At 70.8% G+C, this 19,284-nt stretch carries 11 protein-coding genes; all 11 read right to left on the reverse strand.

Annotation, left to right across the window (positions count from 1 at the left end; translation table 11 throughout):
• Nucleotides 1-4: 4 nt before the first annotated feature.
• The 11 genes from IEZ09_RS41260 to IEZ09_RS41310 all read right to left on the reverse strand — a co-directional run bounded on the left by IEZ09_RS41260 (nucleotide 5) and on the right by IEZ09_RS41310 (nucleotide 19,149).
• The gene (locus IEZ09_RS41260) at nucleotides 5-3,151 is read right to left on the reverse strand and encodes a tetratricopeptide repeat protein (RefSeq protein ID WP_189259298.1); all 3,147 of its coding nucleotides are present in this window, start codon (nucleotides 3,149-3,151) and stop codon (nucleotides 5-7) included.
• Nucleotides 3,148-4,122, reverse strand: a complete 975-nt coding sequence (locus IEZ09_RS41265) for a hypothetical protein (RefSeq protein WP_189259299.1) — start codon at nucleotides 4,120-4,122, stop codon at nucleotides 3,148-3,150. The genes IEZ09_RS41260 and IEZ09_RS41265 overlap by 4 nt, the downstream gene beginning before the upstream one ends.
• A complete protein-coding gene (locus tag IEZ09_RS41270) occupies nucleotides 4,119-5,027 on the reverse strand; it encodes an AAA family ATPase (protein WP_189259300.1) in 909 nt (302 codons plus the stop codon). The genes IEZ09_RS41265 and IEZ09_RS41270 overlap by 4 nt, the downstream gene beginning before the upstream one ends.
• On the reverse strand, nucleotides 5,024-6,298 hold the full coding sequence (locus tag IEZ09_RS41275) for a TIR domain-containing protein (protein ID WP_189259301.1): 1,275 nt from the start codon (nucleotides 6,296-6,298) through the stop codon (nucleotides 5,024-5,026). Before IEZ09_RS41275 ends, IEZ09_RS41270 begins: the two co-directional genes overlap by 4 nt.
• Nucleotides 6,295-8,169 carry a DUF4231 domain-containing protein gene (locus IEZ09_RS41280; protein WP_189259302.1) on the reverse strand — a complete coding sequence of 625 codons (1,875 nt, stop codon included), beginning with the start codon at nucleotides 8,167-8,169 and terminating at the stop codon, nucleotides 6,295-6,297. Before IEZ09_RS41280 ends, IEZ09_RS41275 begins: the two co-directional genes overlap by 4 nt.
• Nucleotides 8,166-9,239, reverse strand: a complete 1,074-nt coding sequence (locus IEZ09_RS41285; protein ID WP_189259303.1) for a TRAFAC clade GTPase domain-containing protein — start codon at nucleotides 9,237-9,239, stop codon at nucleotides 8,166-8,168. The genes IEZ09_RS41280 and IEZ09_RS41285 overlap by 4 nt, the downstream gene beginning before the upstream one ends.
• Nucleotides 9,236-10,216 (reverse strand): hypothetical protein, encoded by a 981-nt coding sequence (locus tag IEZ09_RS41290; RefSeq protein ID WP_189259304.1) that lies wholly within the window; start codon nucleotides 10,214-10,216, stop codon nucleotides 9,236-9,238. Before IEZ09_RS41290 ends, IEZ09_RS41285 begins: the two co-directional genes overlap by 4 nt.
• Nucleotides 10,213-12,408: a hypothetical protein gene (locus IEZ09_RS41295; RefSeq protein ID WP_189259305.1), complete on the reverse strand. Its 2,196-nt coding sequence runs from the start codon at nucleotides 12,406-12,408 to the stop codon at nucleotides 10,213-10,215. Before IEZ09_RS41295 ends, IEZ09_RS41290 begins: the two co-directional genes overlap by 4 nt.
• Nucleotides 12,405-15,560 (reverse strand): tubulin-like doman-containing protein, encoded by a 3,156-nt coding sequence (locus IEZ09_RS41300; protein WP_189259306.1) that lies wholly within the window; start codon nucleotides 15,558-15,560, stop codon nucleotides 12,405-12,407. Before IEZ09_RS41300 ends, IEZ09_RS41295 begins: the two co-directional genes overlap by 4 nt.
• A 19-nt stretch (nucleotides 15,561-15,579) precedes the next feature.
• A complete protein-coding gene (locus IEZ09_RS41305) occupies nucleotides 15,580-17,805 on the reverse strand; it encodes a VWA domain-containing protein (RefSeq protein ID WP_189259307.1) in 2,226 nt (741 codons plus the stop codon).
• A gap of 372 nt (nucleotides 17,806-18,177) precedes the next feature.
• On the reverse strand, nucleotides 18,178-19,149 hold the full coding sequence (locus IEZ09_RS41310; protein ID WP_189259308.1) for a D-cysteine desulfhydrase family protein: 972 nt from the start codon (nucleotides 19,147-19,149) through the stop codon (nucleotides 18,178-18,180).
• Nucleotides 19,150-19,284 lie beyond the last annotated feature (135 nt).

Consider the following 19,284-nt stretch of genomic DNA (forward strand, 5'->3'; position numbering starts at 1 on the left):
CTGATCACGCGGACCCACCCCTCCACCGGTCACGCAGCGCAACGGCCGCCGCCAGCTCACCGGCGTACCCGCTGTGCGTCCGCTCGTAGAGGCTGACCGCCTCCTCCACAGCCGCCACCGCGTCGTCCTTCGAACCGAGCTCGCTCAGCAAGGTCGCGTGCCGCGTCAGCGCCAGCGCCAGATGCGGGCCGAACCGGTCGGGCGCGGCCGACGCGGCTTTCCGGTACAGCCTCACCGCCTCCGTGGTGGACGCCACGGCTTCGCCGGTCTCCTGCCGGGCCGACAGGCACAGCAGCGCGGCCCCCAGCCGGTACCCGTGTGCCCAGCTGTTGTGCTCCTCCAGCAGGCGGGCGAGCTCGACCGCCTCCTCTGCGCACTCGCGGGCCATCGTCAACGACCCCGCGTCCGCCGCGCGTTCGGACAGGGTGACCAGCGCCTCGGCGAGTTCGGGCCGGTACTCGGCCGGCTGGTCGGCCGCGAGCCCGACCAGGATCTTCACCGCCTGCTTGAGGTCGTCGAGCGCCTGCCGTTTGTCCCCGCGTGCCCGTGCCTTCTGCCTGCCGAGGTTCGCGAGCGCCACGCCGAGGTTCGCGCCCGGCCGGTCGCGCATGCGGCGCTGCAGCTCGCGCAGCCGCCGCTCGGCGTCCTGCGCCGTCTCGAACGCCTCACCGGCCTGGCCCAGCTCACCCAGCAGCTCGCTTTCGAGGATCAGGCTCTCGCACAACGACTGGGTGTGGTTGCGCAGCTTGTTCACCACCAGGCGCCGATACGCCAGCGTGGCGTCATGGGCAGCGGTCAGCGCCGCCTCTGTCAGTCCGGCCCGTGCCCTGGAGCGGGCGAGCCGCAGGTGCAGTGGCGCGTCCCGTTCCGGTCCAGGGGTGCCCTGCACGAACAGGTGGCCCACCAGCACCTCCTCCAGCCGCGCGACCGCGGGGTCGAGCCGCAGGTCGCGTTCGTGCGGAGCCGGCACCGCGGAACTCACCTTCTGCAGCAGCTCGGTGTCGGCCGTGCCGATCGCCGCGATGATCGCGGCCGCACCCGCCTTCACCAGCAGCTCTGGCTCGTGCCACACCATCGGGTTCATGTGCAGCAGCGCGAGCCGCGGAAACCGTTGTGCCGCATGCGCCAGCACACCGACGGCTCGTGCCCGGAAGTCGCGGTCCAGCTGCCTCAGCACGCCGCGTGCCCACTCCGGGTCGACGCCGGCGCCGGGGTCGCCGTCGATGAGCGCCGCCGCGAGCAGGTCGTCGCGCAGGTGGCTCGCGCCGAGCGGGTCGAGCGTGTCCTGGTCGAGCGAGTAGTGGCGTTCGTAGGCCGCCAGCAGTGCGGGCCAGCCCTCCTGGTCGGTCAGTCCGAAGTGGAACGACAGCTCCCTGGCGTCCTGCATCCGCAGCGGTCGCAGCAGGGTGGCGAGGAAGACCAGCCTGGCCAGCGCGGTGCGATGGCCGGATTCCTTGCGCGTCAGGAAGTTGTGTTCGTGCCGGAGGATCACCTGTCTGGCTCGTGCCGACGGTGCCGGTTTCCGTTTGGTGAGCGCGTCGAGAACGGTGGCGACGGCGACGGGTTCCGCGGCCTCGTCCGTCCTCGGCATGGTGGCCTTGGGCAGCAGCCTCGCCATGTCCAGCGACATCGTGGCCGCCAGCACCGCGATCGAACTCCGGTAGGTCTCGGGGTCGTTGCGCTTCGTGCGGCTTCCCGTGATCGGCTGGACACCGGTGTCCACCCCGCGGCCCTCGAGAGTGCGGACGAGCGCCTGCCACCACGACCCCGCCTCCGCGCTGAGCAGCAGGACGCGGGTGCGCACCCGGTAGGCGGTGAGCGCGATCAGCATGTCGCGCAGGTGCCGGGGGTGCCACGTGTCGGCGCGGTCGACGACGAGGAGGATGCCTCGCCGGCCGGGCTCGGGTTTCGTGGTGTCGAGCCAGTGTGCGGCCTCGGGATCCTGCCGGCCCCGGTAGACCTGCCAGCCCTGCTCGGAGCTCGCCGCCGCGATCTGCGTGGCGAGCCGGACCCGCTGTTCCTCGGTCGTCCCGTGCAGCAGCCGCACCATCGTGTGCTCGTCGTGGTCCAGCCAGGCGCGCAACCTCCCGGCCGCGTGGGCGTCGACGGGCACCGCGCTGAGCACCTTGCCGAGCAACGCGATCGGCTGACCGGCGCGGGCCCGGTCGTCGGTGTCGAACCTGACCGGCTGCAGCCAGAACCGGGCCGGCTCGCCCGCCGGTCCGTGCGTCCTGATCAGCACCGGCGAGGCCTGCACCGAGTCGCCCACGGCGTCGGGGATGTGGAAGACCCTGCCGTCGACCGTGCGCAGGCGCACCGGCCCCTTCTCCGGCGGGGTGAACCGGAACTCCTCCTCGACGAGGACCCACCGGCCCTCGCTCTGCCCGTGCGCGGTCAGTTCGACGACCGGCGGAACGTGGTGGAGCAGGGCGATCGTGACCGCGCCCTCCTCGTGACCACCGAGCACGAGCGTGCCGCCCTTCCACCGCACGGCCAGCGTCCGGCGGGTGGCGTCGACCTCCTTGCCGTACGCCGCGGGCAGCAGCAAGGACCTCAGCAGGTGTTCCACGTCGCCGTCGGTGGGCGCGTCCGAGATCGAGTCCGGGCGCAGGTACTTGGCGTGCAGGACGAGGTGCCAGCCGTCCTCGCTCATCATCACGTCCCTGGGCAGCCGGTGCTTGGCCTCGGCGACCCAGCCGGCCACGCCGTCGCGGTACTCCACGGCCATCGCCTTGGTTCCGCTGCGCAGCAACGCACACGCCGCGGCGAATCCACCGTGCTCACCGGTGCAGGCACGCCAGTTGACGTCCTCCTCCAGCTGGAGCGCCGCGGAGATGTCGGTGTGGACGTGCTTGATCACCGCCCGCAGCGAGCGCACGGTTCCGGCGTGGACCATCGCGTTCAGCCGTGCCCGCAACGGTTCCAGCAGATCCGGGCGCAGCGCCACCACCCGCGGCTGCCGGGCACCGATCCACTCGCTGAACCAGAAGTCCGACTCGGCACCGACGTCGAGGTGCGGCAACACCTTCAACCGCACCGCACGCACCAGTTCGATCTCGATGCGCGTGGCGACGCTCAGCACCACGGCCAGCTCGACGTCCGGTCGCAGCCGCGGCCGCGCCAGCTCCTCCTCCAGGCGGGCGAGGCTCATGCGACCCTCTCCAGCGCCGAACGGACGGTGCCGACGGTCGTGCCGCGGTCCCAGCACACCAGGGGCATCAGGCGGGTGAGCCAGCGGGACCACCGGTCGGGCGGGAACGGCACCAGCCCGGCCACGCGGCACTCGCGTTGCCGCAACCAGGCGACGTAGTACTCCCACTCCTCCCGCTCGGCCCGGCCCTGCAGGACGTCGAACGCGGACAGCACCAGCACCGCCCTGCGCGGAGCGGGATGCGAATGCCCCCGGCGCGGCCACAGCGGCGTGGAGCTGAACACGCTCACGTCGGTGAGGGCGGCACCCACGACGTTGCGCACGACACGGGCGAGTTCCCACTGATCGCGCCAGAACAACGACATCGCTTCCGAGTCCTCGATCAGCACGTGCGCACCGCAGCGCAACGTCGGCTGCGGCAGCCGGGGCAGCGAGGTGACCGCCCGGCCCGCGGCCACCTCGTCGATCAGCGCGTCGACGTCCACCTCGTCGCCGGGCAACCGCTGTGTCATCAGCGACTGCACCATCGCCGCCGTGGACGCCCTGCGCAGCAACGGTTCGAACGGAGGCTTGCGGCGCAGCTGCTCGACCGTCGTGCGTTCGAGCATCGCGACGTTCTCGTCCTCCCAGACGAGCGTCGGTTTCGCGACCTCGACCCACGACTCCCGCAACCCGACCAGCGGACCGCGTCCGGTGTCGTCCTCCGCGTCGTCGAACCGCGGTGGTTCCGGGCGCTCCGGGTGCTCGCCGAACGGCACGTCGCTGCTGGCGGGCGGCAGCACCGGCGTCACGGGCTCGTCCTGTTGTGCCGTCGGCACTTCCCTGCTCGTGATCTTCTCGACCGGCACGGGCTCGGTGATGCCGAGCATGCGCGCGACGGTGCCCACCACGTCCGGATCAGGTGGCTCACCGGGCGGGGTGACCGCGGCGACGGCGCGAACCAGATCGCCGAGCCAGGCCGCGGGTCTCACCGCGGCCACCCCTGCACGTCGTCGGACCGCGTGTCCTTCTCGAAGATCATCTTGATGATGTCCTTCATGTGGGAGTGCTCCGGCGTGGTGATGTTCTCGCCGATGCAGGCCTTGATCGCGTCGATGAACTCGGCGGTGCTCGGTTGCCTGCGCTGCTCGTCCCGTGCGGTGTTGCGCGCCTCCTTGAGCTGCGAGATCAGGTAGGGCAGCGGGTAGTCGCTGTCCTTCGGCGCGTGGTTGCCCGCGATGGTCTCCAGCATCTCGTCGTCGTGGTCGTCGAGCCGGTGCACGACGCACCGCCGCTCGAACGCGGGCGGCAGCTCACGCTCCTCGTTCGAGGTGATGACGATCAGGCTCTGCGGCGTGGACGTCTCGTGCACGTCCGGTGCCCCGTCGAGGTCCGTCACGGTGAAGTACCGGTCCGCCAACGGGATCAGCAGGCTGTTCGGCACGTCCGGGTCGGCCTTGTCGATCTCGTCGATCAGCACGATCGCGCCGTGGTCCGCCCGGCTGGAGTTCCAGTCCGCGTACGGTTCCGTCGCCCGGACGTGGCCGAGTGCGCTCGCCCGGTCGAACGCCCACCACAGCGCGCCGGGCATGACGTAGTGCCTGTCGGCTTTCACCCCGGTCCGCGTCTGCGCGTCGCTCAGCCTGCGCACGCTGTCGAACGACCACAGCAGGTCGCGTGCGGTGGTCCTGGCGGTGATCACGTGCTCGTAGTAGCGCAGGTCGTCGCGCGCGGCGATGAACTTGGCCAGCGACGACTTCCCCGACCCCGGCGCGCCGAACAGCAGCAGGGGACGCGCGGTGGCCCGCGCCACCCGCACGGCGAGGGCGAGGACGTCCGGGCACACGTACTGATGGCCCTGCAGCTGAATCTGCGCGGCTCCCGCACTGAGGGTCATGCGCTCTCTCCCTGATGCTTGATGTCGAGGTGCCAGCAGATCTCCCGGATCACCTGGTTCGCTCTGGCCTCGTCGGCGCGCGGCAGCCGCGTCCGGTAGTAGGTCGGCGTGCCGAGCTCGGAGTCGAACTGCTCCTTCTCCGGATCGACGGTCGGACCGATCACCAGCACGACCACGACGTTCGGCCACTGGTTGTGCACGTGCCGCACGCCGTCGAGCCGGTCCGACTCGTCTCTGCCCGCTTCGAGCACGATGTACTTGGTGCGGTCCAGTTCGCGCGCCCAGTAGTCCAGTTGCTCGTCCAGGTCGGTGCTCAGCTCCTGAGACCTCTCGGCACCGGTGGGAATCTGCCCGAACTCCCAGACGTCGCAGGTGTGCTCGTCCCAGTGCGTTGCCCTGCGCACCAGCGCCTTGCCGGTCTCGCACGTGATCGCGCCGCGCGCGGAGGCGTCGGCGATGGTGCCGAGCACCCCGACCCGCCTGCTCGCCCCGGCCGGCGGCACGATCGGTGCCGCGTCCTCCAACGGGATCCAGCTCGGCGCGATCAGCCTCACCAGTCGCTTGAGCGCGGCCGGGTTCTGCTTGCCGAGGAAGTAGTCCTTGGCATCGACGAACATCTGCCGCACGCACGGCTCCAGCTTCGCCTTCAGCAGCAGGTGCGCCAGCACCTCCCTCGCCAGCAGCGGTGGTGGGTGCGGCTCCTCGACGAACCAGGTGGTGAGGTCGATGATCTCGTCCAGGTCCTCCGGCAGGTGCTCGGCCACCATCTGCACCAACCGCATCTCGTCGGCGCGCAGCAGCCCCAGCTCGACGCTGGACATCAGGTCGAGCAGCTCGGCGAGGAACGCCTCGACGCCGGGCTGGTTCTCGACCACGGAGTGCTGCTTGTTCTCGACCAGTTCGACGAACACCTCGTTGCCGTGGTCGCGCACGTCCTGCCTGGTCAGTCCGATGAGGACGGTGATGATGCGGTAGTGCCGCTCCTTCGGCTGCCCCTCCATGAGGTTGGCCTCTTTGTAGATCCACGGACGGCCCAGAGCGCGCTTGTCCAGCAGGATGATGCCGACGTGGCTCTTGTTGATGGCGTCGGCGATGTCCTTGCGCCACGCGTCGCCTTGACGAAGCTTCTTCTTGTCGGCCCACACCCGGATGGCCCTGGGCGGGAGATCGGTGATCAGCCGGGTGAGCAGCTGGTGGGCGAGACCGCCCTCGAATCCCTTCGTGCTGTGGCTGATGAAGACGTCCCACAGGGCGCCCTTGCGTCGTCTCACCGCTGGTCCTTTCCCTGTGCCGAGGCGTGCTGCGTGTGCCAGTCGGCGTTCTGCAGTTCCAGCACGCGCTCGCACTCGACGACGAACCGGGCCTGCGCCGCCAGGTCCTTGCGCGAGGGCAGGGACCGCTGCAGGCGGTGCAGGTCGCTGGCCGTGCGCCGGTAGCTCGCGATCATGAGCTGGTAGCCGGACTGCGACACGTGGGCGGTGATCGCGCCCGCGATCGTCGTGCAGACGCCCGCCCAGACCACGACGCCGCCGTAGAGGGCGGCGACGGCCGACAGCACGACGGAGATCAGGCCGAAGGCCAGCTCCGCCTGTTCGGCCAGGCGCAGTTTCCTCTCGTAACGGTCAGCCGCGACTTCGTGGTATCGGATCTGCCCGTCCACGCGGCTCGCGGAGAACGTGGCGGCGTCGGTGATGTCGGGCGGGCGTTTCGGCGACCTGGTCACGGTGTGCGGGCCGATCTCGGCCATTCGCTCCCGCAGGGCCTCGGCGGTGCCCGCCCCCGCCAGGTAGGCGCAGGCAGCGGACTTCAGCGTTTCCGATCTGTGCCGTGCCGACGTCCAGGCCTGGCGTGCCGCGGGTTCGCGCCACTGCCGCACGTACGTGCCGGCGGAGACGATCGCGGCCGTGAGTCCGGCGGTCAGTCCGGTCGCCCACTCCGCCACGGTGGTCAGCTGGGCGGAGAGCACCGCTCCCACCGCACCGGCGATCAACGCGATGAGGGTGAAACGCCGGTAGTGCACCGCTTTGCGCTTGGCCGCGTCAGCTGCGGCGGACCAGTGCGCGTGCCGCTGCCAGACCTGGTCGACGAGCGCGTGGTCCGTCGGTGGCCGGGCCGGCTCGGGTTCCAGCGCGGCCGCGGACGTGTGGGCCACGCCCTGTTCGGCACGCCAGCGCCGGGCCAGTGGCGGGTCCAGGTCCTTGAAACCCTTGTTCTCCAGGTACTCCACGGCGTAGGCGGCGAGGGAGGGCGGCACGGCGAGGTCGGGCAGCCACGCCGGGGCCTGCCGGTGCACCGACTCGATGTCCTGCGACTCCACGATCTCCGCCAGCTGGAGGAGGCGTTGGTGCACCGGGCCGTTGCCGTACAGCACGCCCGGCAGGTCGCGCTGGATCGGCACGGGGGCGTTGTTCGGCAGGTCGCGCTGGACGGGCACCGGCGCGACAGCCACCTGCACCGGGATCTCCTCGGTGATCGGCTCCTCCAGGTGGTGGCTGGTCTCCGCGGTGACGTCGACGCGCAGCCGGCCCGGTTGGGGTTCCACCGAGTCGTGCGGGCGTTCGGACAGGAAGATCAGCCGGGGCAGGTTCGGCTTGTCGGCGTCGGTCTTCTCGTACGTCGAGAACGTCCAGGTGGTGGCGGGCAGCAGTTCCCGCAGCCGCCACACCACGGCCAGCCGCTGCTCGTCCGGCACGCCGATGACGCTGAACGTGCCGGAGGGGCGGGACCGCGCCAGGGAGGCGATCGGGGCGACCAGTGCATCGTCCACATCGGACTCAGCCGGTGCGCCGAACAGGGCGGCGGACAGCGCGGGCAGCTGGTCGCTGGGTGGCGCGGTGTCGAGCCAGCCGTCCTCCCACCTGGTCATCGACGGCACCACCAGTGCGATGATCTCCTTGGAGCCGACGAGGGCGTGGGCGAGGTTGCGGCCCGCGTCGCCCGCCTTGCCCGCGCGGCGCAGCACCGCGGCCGTGCCGTCGGGGAACTCCAGGTGGCTGAACGAGATCGCGGGCGCGGCGCCGAACAACCTGGTGTGCTGGCGGAGCTTCTCGTGCCAGTCCAGCGTGGCGCCGCGGTCCAGCGAGCTCGCGACGGGGCCCATGCCCGAGGTGCCGGTGAACGCGAAGACGACCTGGTCGATCATGTGCCAACCTCCACGGCTTCCGGGTGGTCGACGAGCCCGATCATCGCCATCAGCGCCAGCAGCGGGCGCAGGACGCGGGCGGGGCGGACACCGCGCGGGTACTGGTTGTTGAGGTCCACGGCGACGCCGGTCGCGGACACGACGTGCAGGGTGCCCCTGCGGAACTTCTCGTAGGTGTCGAGCATCGGCTGGGCGTCGTAGCGGTCGAGGAACGCGTACACGTCCCTGCTCTCCGCGCGGAACTGGGCCGCGGACAGGGGTTCCCGCGCGTCGTCGAGCCGGATCCAGTGGTCTACCGGGTGCTGGTAGCGCAGCTCGTCGGCCTTGGTGAGCACCATGACGACCGGCAGGTCGGCCATGTCCTTGCGTTGCGCCAGGCGTTGCAGGGCGCCCGCGAACGCCGGGTTGACGTTGCGCTCGGGCGATCCGTACAACGACGGCACCGCCTCCGCCGGGTGGTCGACGAACATCAACGCGGTCGCGCCGAGCACGAACTGGCCGCCGAGCCCCTGCGCGCCCGACCGCACGAAGTCCTCGCCTGCCACGTCGAAGAACACCACCGGCCTCGTCGTGCCCGCGCTCGTCCTGACCAGGAGGTACGTGGTGAACTCCTCCTTGAGGTCCTCCGTGGCCTCCAGCTTGTTGCCGCGCATCAGCTCGTTGATCTCCAGCTGGAACGCCATGTGCCGCAACTCGTCCGCGGGCTCGAACGCCAGGCCGTGGTGGCGCAGGTCGCCGCGCAACGCCGCGTGGATCATCGTGGCCAGCAGGTGGGTCTTGCCGGACTCGCCGCGGCCGACCAGGCCGATGATGATCGGCTCGCCGTGGTCGCGGTAGGAGATCGGCAGGTAGTGCTCGCGGTTTTCCCTGCTGGGGTTGGGACACTGCACGTAACAGCGCGCCCGCCGGTCGCTGCGCTTGACCGGGTTGTGGATGTTCGACAGGTCCGCGCGCACCCACCGGGCACCGCTGCTGTCGGTGACCCGCCGGTACAGCTCCTCCTCCCGCCAGGTGAAGGGCTCCAGGCAGATCGGGCACGTCACGCGCTTCGATTCCGTCGGCGCTGTCACAGGATCACCCACACCACGGCGATCACCAGAACCACCAGGACCGCCACCGGGAGCCACGGGAACGGCCGGGACGGGGCAGGGGCCACCACGGGCGGGCGCGGCGCAGCCACCGTCGGCGCGACCGCCCTCGGCGGGTGCAGCTGGTCGAACCGCTCGTAACCGGCCTGCATCGTGGCGGCGACGTCCACCGGACGCGGCAGCGGATCGCGGTCGTTCAGCCGTTCCAGCACCTGCACCGCCGTCGGCCGGTCGTCCGGCCGCGCCTCGAACACGCCGTCCAGCAACGCGGCCAGCACCTCCGGCTGCGACGACAGGTCCGGGGCGTCGCCGAGATCCACCCGCTTGCCGGTGAACAGCTCGTACACCACCCGGCCCGCCGCCAGGACGTCGTCGCCGGGATGAGCCACGCCACCGTTGCGCGACAACGAGGACCGCGACGCCTCACCGGTGTTCACGGTGTGCTCCAGGTTGATCAGCTGCGTCGTGTGGCCGTCCCAGCACAACGACGACAGCCCCACCGATCCGTGCACCAGGTCGACCGCGGCGAGCTCGGCCAGCGCACGGAAGAGCCCGATCAGGAACCGGCGGCGCTCGTCGATCAGCAGGGTCCGCAGCCCGCCGGAGACGCTGCGCCCGGCAGGAGGTTCCAGCAGCACGAAGGGTTCCGCCGAGTCGAAGTCGTACCCGACGAGCCGGGGCAGCTCGGGCAACGGCACCGCGTAGCGCGCGTGCAGCCGGGTCAGCGCACGGATCTCGTTGTCCAGCAACAGCTCCGCCAGCGCCAGGTCCACCGGGTTCGCCATGTCGGGCAACGTCCGGTGCAGCAACGTCGTGCCGTCGTGGGTCTTCACGCGCGACGTCACCAGCAGCGAGTCCGCGCCCGGCGCCGTGTCGACCGTCTGCACCTGCCAGTACGCGGGCCTGCCAGCCGGATCACGTCCGGTGAGCGTGTCGAAGTTCGTCGCGGAGTGGGTCATCCGGCGTCCCCTTCCGGACCTGGCGCCACCACGTGGACCTCGCGCTGGACGATCCTGTTCACCAACGGCGTCAACCGGATCGCGCCGACGGCGTCACCTCGGGTGCGGATGACGACGCCGCCGTCGGCCGGCGGAAGATCCATGTCCGACGACGCGAAGTGCACGACAACCGTGCCGTCCGCCTGCAGCAGGCGGATGTCCTCCGCCGCGCAGAGCTGCGTCATCAGGCTGCGCGCGGTGAGCGACAGCACGCGCCTGCTCGCGTCCGAGTTCTGCCACAGCGCCGCCGCCAGCCGCCTGCGCGGACCGTCGTCGGTCACGAACGGCGGCAGCTCGCGCAGTCCGGCGTGGTCGAGGTGGTCGTTGTACTCGGCCACCAGCTCCTGCGCCCGCAGCAGAGACCGTTGCGAGTCACCGGACAGCGGCGTGCGGGAGGAGATCTCGTCGAACGACGGCCGCAGCACCTCCAGCGTGATCGCGACCAGGTCGTGGTGCAGCACCTCGGCAAGCCCTGCCGAGCTGTCCACGCTCAGCGTGACCCCGTCGTGGTGCTCGCGCCGGTCGGAGATCACGTCGCCGAACACCTCGACCACCGCGTCGATCGCACCGGCGATCACCAGCAACGCGTCCGCGAGGCGGCGGTTGCGGTCCGACGGCGTCCACCGCTCCTCGATCGTGCGGGTGACCTGCTCGACCAGCAGCCGGTTCGCCCTCGCCGCGCGCCGCACCGGAACCTCGTCCGCCCACGTCGTCACCGCGTGGTTCCACACGGCCACCACGCTCCCCACGGCGACGGCCACCAGCACCACCAGCACGCCGATGGTGATCAGCAGGCCGAACGACGGCAGCGGCGGGAAGAACGTGCCCGCCGCGCCACTCGCCACCGCCACGAGAACCGTTGCGGCGAGCGGGATCCGTGCGTCCTGCACACCGGGTGCGCGGTGGAACAGCAGCGCCACCGCGAGCACCCACAGCAGGCCGAGCCCGACCGCTGGCCACCAGCGCAGCCCCGGCAGCCACGCGGCCAGCAGACAGGTCACGAACACCACCGGCAGCAGGTGCATGACCGGCGACGGCCACAGCCGGAACGCGGGCGGCTTCAGCAGCTTGCCGATCCACGACCGGATCTCCGCGTCCACGGACTCGGCCACCACGAGACTCCGCGCGGCGCCGAGCTGGTTGCCCAGCCCGCGTGCCTGGTCCGCGAGCCCCGGCAGGGTCCTGCCACCCGCCAGTTCCGCCACGACCGCCTTGCGCAACGACTCGGCCAGCTCCACCGAGTTCACCGGAGCGGGCGACGGCAGGCCCTGCTCGACGAGCTCCGCCGGTGACGGATAACCCTCCGCCAGGCTGGAATCCACGTCCTCCAACGCCCGCGTGGTCGCCTTGTGGTGCCGCGTGACGGCCTCTCCCGCCTCGGCCAGCCGCGCCAGGACCACCCGGTGCACCCCGCCCAGCAGCCCGCTGAACCCGCGCAGCGCGTCCATCGCACGGGCCGCCGCGCCCACCCGGCTCTGCGCGGTCGTCATCGCGTCGTGCAGCGGTGATCCCGGCCGCAACGACGCCGCGTCGCGTTCCGCGGCACCGCGCACGACCGACGCCAGCTCGGCCGACTCGCGGTCGTGCTGCCGTGCCGCCACTCCCGTCGCCACCAGCTGCCGCAACGCCCGCAGCTTCAACGCCCGCATCATCGCGGGCTCCACCGTCGCGTAGTCCACCGCCAGGCCGGGGTTTGCCGCCTGGTGCGGCATCTCGCTGACCTCGGCGAAGACCTTGTCGAACACCAGCGGGAAGCGCAGCGCGGTCAGCAGGTCCTCCACCCCGGCGTCACCGCGGCCCGCACCAGGGCGGCGGGACCCGCCCTGCCACGGCACTCCGGCACCGTCACCCACCCACACCGTCACGCCGACGTTCGCGAGCGCCGACGGTGTGCGCAGGGACGGGCCTTTGCCGTCGAGGTCGATCGCGCCGACGGCGACCAGCACCACCGCGTCGACCTGGGGCAGCATCGCGAGCCGCTCGAACCACTCGTGGTGCTCGCTCAGCGCGGCCGTGGTGTCCACGACCAGCAGGCGGTTGGACGGCCCCAGCTCGCTCACGTCGCGGCGCCGCAGATTCTCCACGTAGGACTGACCTTCCGGCGTGCGGAGGTCCAGCGTCATCACCGAGTCCGGTGTCTCGAACCGGGTCACGGTCGCAGCCATTCCGGATCTCGGGCGACCCACTCGCGCAGGTCCTGGAGGTTGTCCTGCAACGGGTTGTTGACCCCGCGGAACGGCAACTTCAACGCGCCCGGCAGCGTGCGGTCCCAGAACTCGCGCAGCGCGTGCAGCCTGCGGATGCCGCTGTCGCCGGTGCGCCCGGCGAGCTCGGCGTCGATGCGGGCGAGCTCGTCCGGTGCCATCCCGACGATCCGGTCGAAGAGCCCTGCCGGCTTGACCGGCCTGCGGTACACCCCGTTGGGCGTGGTCGAGATGAGCCGCGCGCAGAAGTCCAGCCGGATCTGCTCGTCGTCGGTGAGCACCCAGGCCTCGTAGGCGGACAGCAGGCTCGCCCAGCTCGACAGCCGGCCGAACGGTTCCAGCTCCAGCCGCATCATCGCCTGGGCGCCCTCGCCGAGCCGCACGTTGACCGCCCACGGCGACTCCTCGTCGCCGACCACGCTGATCTGGTCGTTCCAGGCGGCGCAGAGCAGGTGGTGCAGGATGCGTTCGCGGTGCTCGGGAATCGTGGCCAGATAGCCGTAGTCGTAGCCGAGCCGCTGCCGCCACCGCAGGAAGTCCTGCTGCTCCTCGTTCTTGAGCGCGTCGGACCAGTGCTTGAGCACCTCGCGGACCTCCGGCACCTCGGTGAGGCCCATCGAGCTGCGGAACAGCACGACCGTGATCGACTCGGCGGCGATCGGGCGGAACTCCACCACCGCACCGGACCGCGGCAGCTGCACGGTCTGCTGCAGGAACTTCTCCAGCTCGAAGTCCTTGGCCGCGGCCGGGTACGAGAACAGGATGCGCAGCTTGCCCGTTCCGCTCGGTGCGAACCCGCCGGGCACGAGACCGGAGAGCTTCTCCCGGAACTGGGCCAGCTCGTCGTCGCCGACCAGCGGGCCCGGCCTGCCGGCGGCCGCAGCCAGCAGCTCCTGCAACGCGGGCAGCAACGGCCGGTGCTGGCCGTCGCGGTAGGAGAACAGGCGCTTGACGGCCTGCTTGATCCGGTCCTTGACCCCGGCGACCGCGACGCCGACGCCCTTGCCCTCGACCACCAGGTCGTAGGCCTGCTGCCAGCCGTGCTCGCCGAGGATCTCGGTCACCAGGTCACCCGGCGTCGCGGTCGGCCGCAGCCGTCCGCCCTGGTGCACGTAGTAGTCGACGAACCGGCGCACGACCGACTGGTAGAACGGTTCGAGATCTCCCTGGGGCGGCAGGAGGTACGTGACGCCGACCCGCTGCTGGTACAGCTCCCGCGCCCGCGTGAGGAACCGCCGCTCGCTCATCCTGGCGTGGTCGGAGAACGCACCGACGAGCTCCTGCACCTCGCGCAGCGCGGTCCTGAGCTTCACGTCCCAGCGCACCGCCTGGTCGTTCCACGCCGCGTGCCACACCCGCTTGGCCCGCCACGCGTACCACTCGTCCTGGCGCGCGATCGCCGCCCGCACCGCCGGGTCGGCCCACTGCAGCTTGCGCAGGAACTTGCCCTTGATGCCCGCGGCGGTGGGCGGGTTCAGCGTCAGACCGGCCGGGGCCGGTGGTTCGCCGCGCCGCGCCTCCAGGATCTTCGCGAACCCCATCGTGCTCGCGGTGTCGGCGAGCGAGTCGTGCCCGCTCAGCACGCGCCACAGCCGGAACAGGTCGACCTCACCGAGCAGCGTCCGCACCGCCCGCCGCGCGTCGAACGACTGCACGAGCTCGGGAACCTGCAACGCGAGCTGCTGGTCCAGCGTGCGCAGCCCGGACTCCATCGTGCGGGCCCGCGTGCTGAGCGCGCCCTGGATGGCCTCCGCGCCCGTCGCGGGGGACGCCTCCCGGATGGCGACCGGAGCCCGCAGCCGCAGCGGGTCCAAATTGGACGCCGTGAAACACCGCTCGATCAACGGGGAGTTGTTCTCCGCCTGGCCGGTCGGCGGTTCGCTCAGCTCGTCGACCGCCTCGGCGAGCAGCCTCGTGCTGATGATGTCCGCGATGTCGTCCACCGGAACCGTCATCGACGCGACCGAGCTCGTTGACACACCGCGGTTCCCGATGCCGGTCGCGGCGGGCACCTCGCGTTCGACGGCGCTGTTGATGAAGCTGTCGGCGAACGACATGTACGTCTGCGCCACGGCACCGCGGCCGCCGTCGCCCTCCGTGCCGAGGTCCGTGCCGATCAACGACAGCACCAGTGACACGACCGAGCGGTGCAGGTCCTCCCGTTGCACCCCGGCGCCCTTGCCGAACAGGAACGCCGTCTGCAGCGTCGACGCCCGCAGCCGGATCTCCTCGCGGTCCGGGTAGCGCACGGACAGCGTGCCGTTGATGCCGTAGCTGTCCAGCTCGGTGCCCGCGGTCTGCGCGTTCTGGTCGTCCACCAGCCGGAAGAGGTCGAGCAGCGCCCGGCCGGCGTTGAGCCGCGCGGCCCGGCCACCGCCGAGCCCCTCGTCGAACGCCGACGGCATCAGCACCAGCGGGAAGATCCGCGCCCGGTAGTCCTGCCGCGCGAACACGTCGCCGATCAGGTGCAGGAAGTCGAAGAAGACTCCACTGCCCGTTCCACCCGCGACCGAGAACGACACGAACACGTCGCACGACAACGACCTCTTGCCGCCACCCAGCAACGCCAGCTCGCCGAGCGAGTTGTTGATCGCGCCGACCGCCTTGCGCAGCGGGCCCTGCGCGGCCGACGTGCCGCCACGGAACGTCTCGAACAACGCCGCGCGGCCGACGGTCGGCAGCTGCCCGGCACCGCGGGCGAGCGGTCCGATCCTCGGCTCGCCCTGGGGCGGCGGTAGCCAGTCCTCGACGTAGGAGGGCGCGGCGAGCCGCAGGCTGCGGGCCACCTCGGGGTAGGTGTCGTGGTGCGGAACGAGTTCGCGCACCAGGTGCATCGTGCGTTCCGCGGCGGGCAGGTACGCGGGGTCGGGGACGACCCGGCGTTCCAGCGCCCCGAACTCGTCCTCGCTCAGGTCGGCGTAGACGAACTGCAGGCACGACGGCAGCTGGTAGGGCAGGAAGTTCTTGCCCTGCATCATCCGCTGGAGGTCGGTGCCGTCCGGACCGCACAGCTCCTCGCGCAGTCTGCGTTCGAGCTCGGCCCCGACCCGACAGCCGGTGCCACCCAGTCCTACGTACAGCATGGGCTGGTAGATCTGCATCGTTGTCCTTCCGCTGCCGCTAGAGCAGGTGGTGGTCGCCGTCTGCCGGTCGCTCGTCGCGCAGGTCCGCGCCGAGCGGGTCGTCGGTGAACTCGAGTGCGGCGCGCTCGTCGAGCACCTTGATCGCGAGCGTCGGGGTCACGTCGACGTGCTCGCCGACGTGGCACCGGGTGTCCTCGCCGTACGGCGTGCGCAGCCGCAGCACCCCGCCGTTGCGGCGCAGTTCGTACGTGTCGTCGCCAGGTCCGGCGTGCGCGAGCTGCGGCACGCCCTGGTCCGCCTCACCGAGGTGGAACCGGAACACCGCTGATGGCTGCTCGGGTGCGGCGAGGTCACCGCGACCCCGATGCCCCTCGTACAGGTGCACGACCAGCCCGCGCACGTCGCGGCGCCTGCGGTGGACGAAGAACATGACCAGCAACGTGATCAGCACCGCCGACACGCCGATGCCGATCGCGATCTCGGTGAGCGGTGGTGGTTTCGCGACGTTGGCGGTCAACCGCCACTCGTAGATCACGTCCTGCGGGCTCTCGTCGTCGACGACCTTGAGCGTCACCGCGTTGGCGCCCATGACGGTGTCGCTCGCGAAGGTGAGGTCGAAGTCGAACGTGCTCACGCCCGACGGCGGCAGGCTCAGCACCGTCTGCTCGCCGGGGATGCTCGCCAGCGTGCCGGGCGCCGGGTCGCTCACGATGATCCGGGCTTTCCTCGCCCTGCCCGAGTTGTTGGTGACGGTGACGGTGCCCTTGAGCGAGTCGCCGGGCGCCACCGTCCGGTCGGTGTCGCCGAACGAGCTGACGGCGGCCAGCGGCGCCGGGCCGGACACGATCGCCGCGTCGACCGTCCTGGTGTCGCCGCTGATGCCGATCCCGGCGACCTTGCCGACGAACCGGACGGACCCCGTCGCCTTCTCCGGGATCGTGACCTGTCCTGTGTAGACACCGTCGTCGCGGCGCTCGTCGCTGTCCCGTTGCTCGTCGTTGAGGTCGACCGTCGTGGTGAAGCCGGAGCCGGACATGGTCGCGGTGAACGACAACGCCTTCAACGCGGCCGGGTCGACGATCGCCCGGCTGCGGGTCTGCAGGCTGAGCGCGACCACGACCTGCTGGCCCGGCCGCGGCGCCGGCGGGCTCAGGGTCATGGCCGACCGCACCGCGCCCTGGTACAGCACGGCGGTGCCGACGTCGATCCTCGGCACGTCCGGGAACGACGTGATCTTCACGGTCCACGTGCCCGGCAACGGGTTCACCACCCGCAACGCCTCGACCGTCGCGTTCTCACCGCTGACCTGGAAGGTCGACTCGCCCTGCGTCCCGGACTTCGGCACGACCTCGCCCTCTGGGTCCACATAGGACACCGCAACACGCGAGTCGTGCTTCATCACGATGATCGACCCGTCGGTCGCGATCATCGGAATGGTCACCTTCGCCTCGGCCGTGCCGCCGGGGCTGACCGGGGTGCGCTGGATGTCGCCGACACCCGCGCACCGGCCGGCCCCGAACGCCTGCAGCAGCGCCCTGTCGACGTCCGCGCTGCTCGCCACGACGGCCGCCGACGGGCTGGGGGAGCGGTCGCTGCACTGGCCCTGGAACGATCCCTTGGCGAACCTGTCCAGCTGCGCGCGGTCGACGTCACCGAACCCGAGCGGCCAGATCGCCACCTTCTCCTGCCTGGCCTGGGCGAGCACGGTGTCGATGAGGGCGGAGGCGGCCCGGTTGCGCTGGTCGCCGACGTTGTCCGGCCCGTACCGCGGGCTGCCGCTCACGTCGAGCTTGCCGTCGGTGAGCAGGAAGACGAGCTTGGGGCCGTCCTCGTCGCCGGTGAGATAGCTCAACGCCTGCTGGAGCGCGGCGGCGTGATCGGTGCCCTGGCCTTCTTCCTGCTTGCGGCTGCGGAGGTTCTTCACGCAGTCGCTGAGCCGCTGCCGGTCCTGCGCCGTCGCGACCTTGCTCGGCGGGCACACCACGTCGACCGGCGTCTGCCCCTGCCCGCCGTCGTCACTGGCGAACCCGACGACGGCGATCGACGACCCCGGCGAGAACTCGCCGAGCGCGATCAGCGCGGCCGCTTCCCGTTCCCGCTGCATGTCGTCGGCGCTGATGCTCCCCGACTCGTCGACGAGAACGACGATCTGCGCGGGCTGGATGACAGGTTCCGGTTGTTGTACTGCTTGTTGTACTGCGCCCGCCGGTAACGGCACCAGCAGCAGCGCAGCCGCGGTGGAAGCGAGCACGTTCAGACGCATGAGTCAATTCACCCACTGACGCTGGTCGAATGTTGCTCGGGCGGGTCGCGGTATTTCGATCGACCGTGGCGAGCGGGTTGTTACCGTTCTCGATCGCCGCATGTCGGATCGTTATCGCTGCTCTTGTGCGCGCGTGTCGCCGCAGCTCACAGGCATAAGTGCAGGTCAAAGTATTCCAGCGGGCGTGGATTTCCAAAGATTGCGCCGTGCGAGTGAAAAAGTGACGACGATGAAACGTGGGCGGACATGGGCGCGATTATGCCCGGTTAATGGCTCAGGGTTCATGGACAAAACCTGGCCAATTGGTGCCCAATGCACTGTCAGGTGCGCCGGTGAAACGCGTCGATAGGACGCGTTAATGAGCAGCCGCTATCAGAACTGGGCGACGGCTTCCGGCGCATAGCCGTAGAAACCCGGAAGACCACCCGTGTGGAGGAACACGACGGGAACGTCGCTCGCGGGGGCGAGTTCGCGGAACTTGACGGCCGCCTTGCCCGTGTACACCGGGTCCAGGATCACGCCCTCGGTCTCGGCGAACAGCTTCAGCACCTTCCACATGTCCTCGGTCGGCACGCCGTAGCCGGGACCGACCGTGTCGTCGGTGACGGTGACGTGGCCCAGTTCCGGCTTCCCGGTGCCGAGGAGCTCGGCGGCGTCGCCGGCGAGCTGCGCGAGTTCCTGGCGGGCTTCCCCGGCGGTGTGGGACACGCTCGCCGCGTGGACCGCACCGGGCCAGCCCAGCAGCTCGGTGCCGAGCGCGATGCCCGCGGCCGTGGCGCCGCTGCCCTGCGGGACGACGATGGTGGCGTTGCCGATGCCGCGCTCGGTGAGCTGCCCGACGAGCTCGACCGCCGCCGCGACGTAGCCGAGCGTGCCGAGGCCGTTCGACCCGCCGACGGGCAGCGTGACGGCCTTGTCGTGGTTGACCTTCTCGTAGGCCTCGGCGGTTTCCTCGGCGTCCGCGCAGACGTGGACGTTCGCGCCGAACATGTGGTCCAGCACGACGTTGCCGGACCTCTCGTACGCCTCGCCCGTCATCGGCACCTTGGCGGTCAGCACGAGCTCGCACCGCAGCCCGAGCTTGGCGCACGCCGCGGCGGTCTGCCGGCCGTGGTTGGTCTGCAGCGCGCCGAACGTGATGATCGTGTCCGCACCCTGCTCGATCGCCTGCCCGAGCAGGAACTCGAGCTTGCGCAGCTTGTTGCCGCCCGCACCGAGCCCGTTGACGTCGTCGCGCTTGATCAGGACCGGCGGGCTGCCGAGCGCGGTCGCGAGCCTCGGGGCGTCCTCCAGCGGGGTCGGCCAGCTGCCCAGTGCGACTCGGGGGAACGCGCTCAGGTCCATGCGGCGAGCTTAATCGCCTCGACCCGTGGTGATCGCCCTGAGAGGAGCGGGCGGTGGATGAAGGGTCCCTTCATCGACTGAACTGGGCCCCGAAAGTTGGACTGGCTAAGTGAAGGTTAGGCCGCGAGGGTCTGG

The organism is Lentzea flava, from assembly GCF_014648475.1.
GTDB lineage: Bacteria > Actinomycetota > Actinomycetes > Mycobacteriales > Pseudonocardiaceae > Lentzea > Lentzea flava.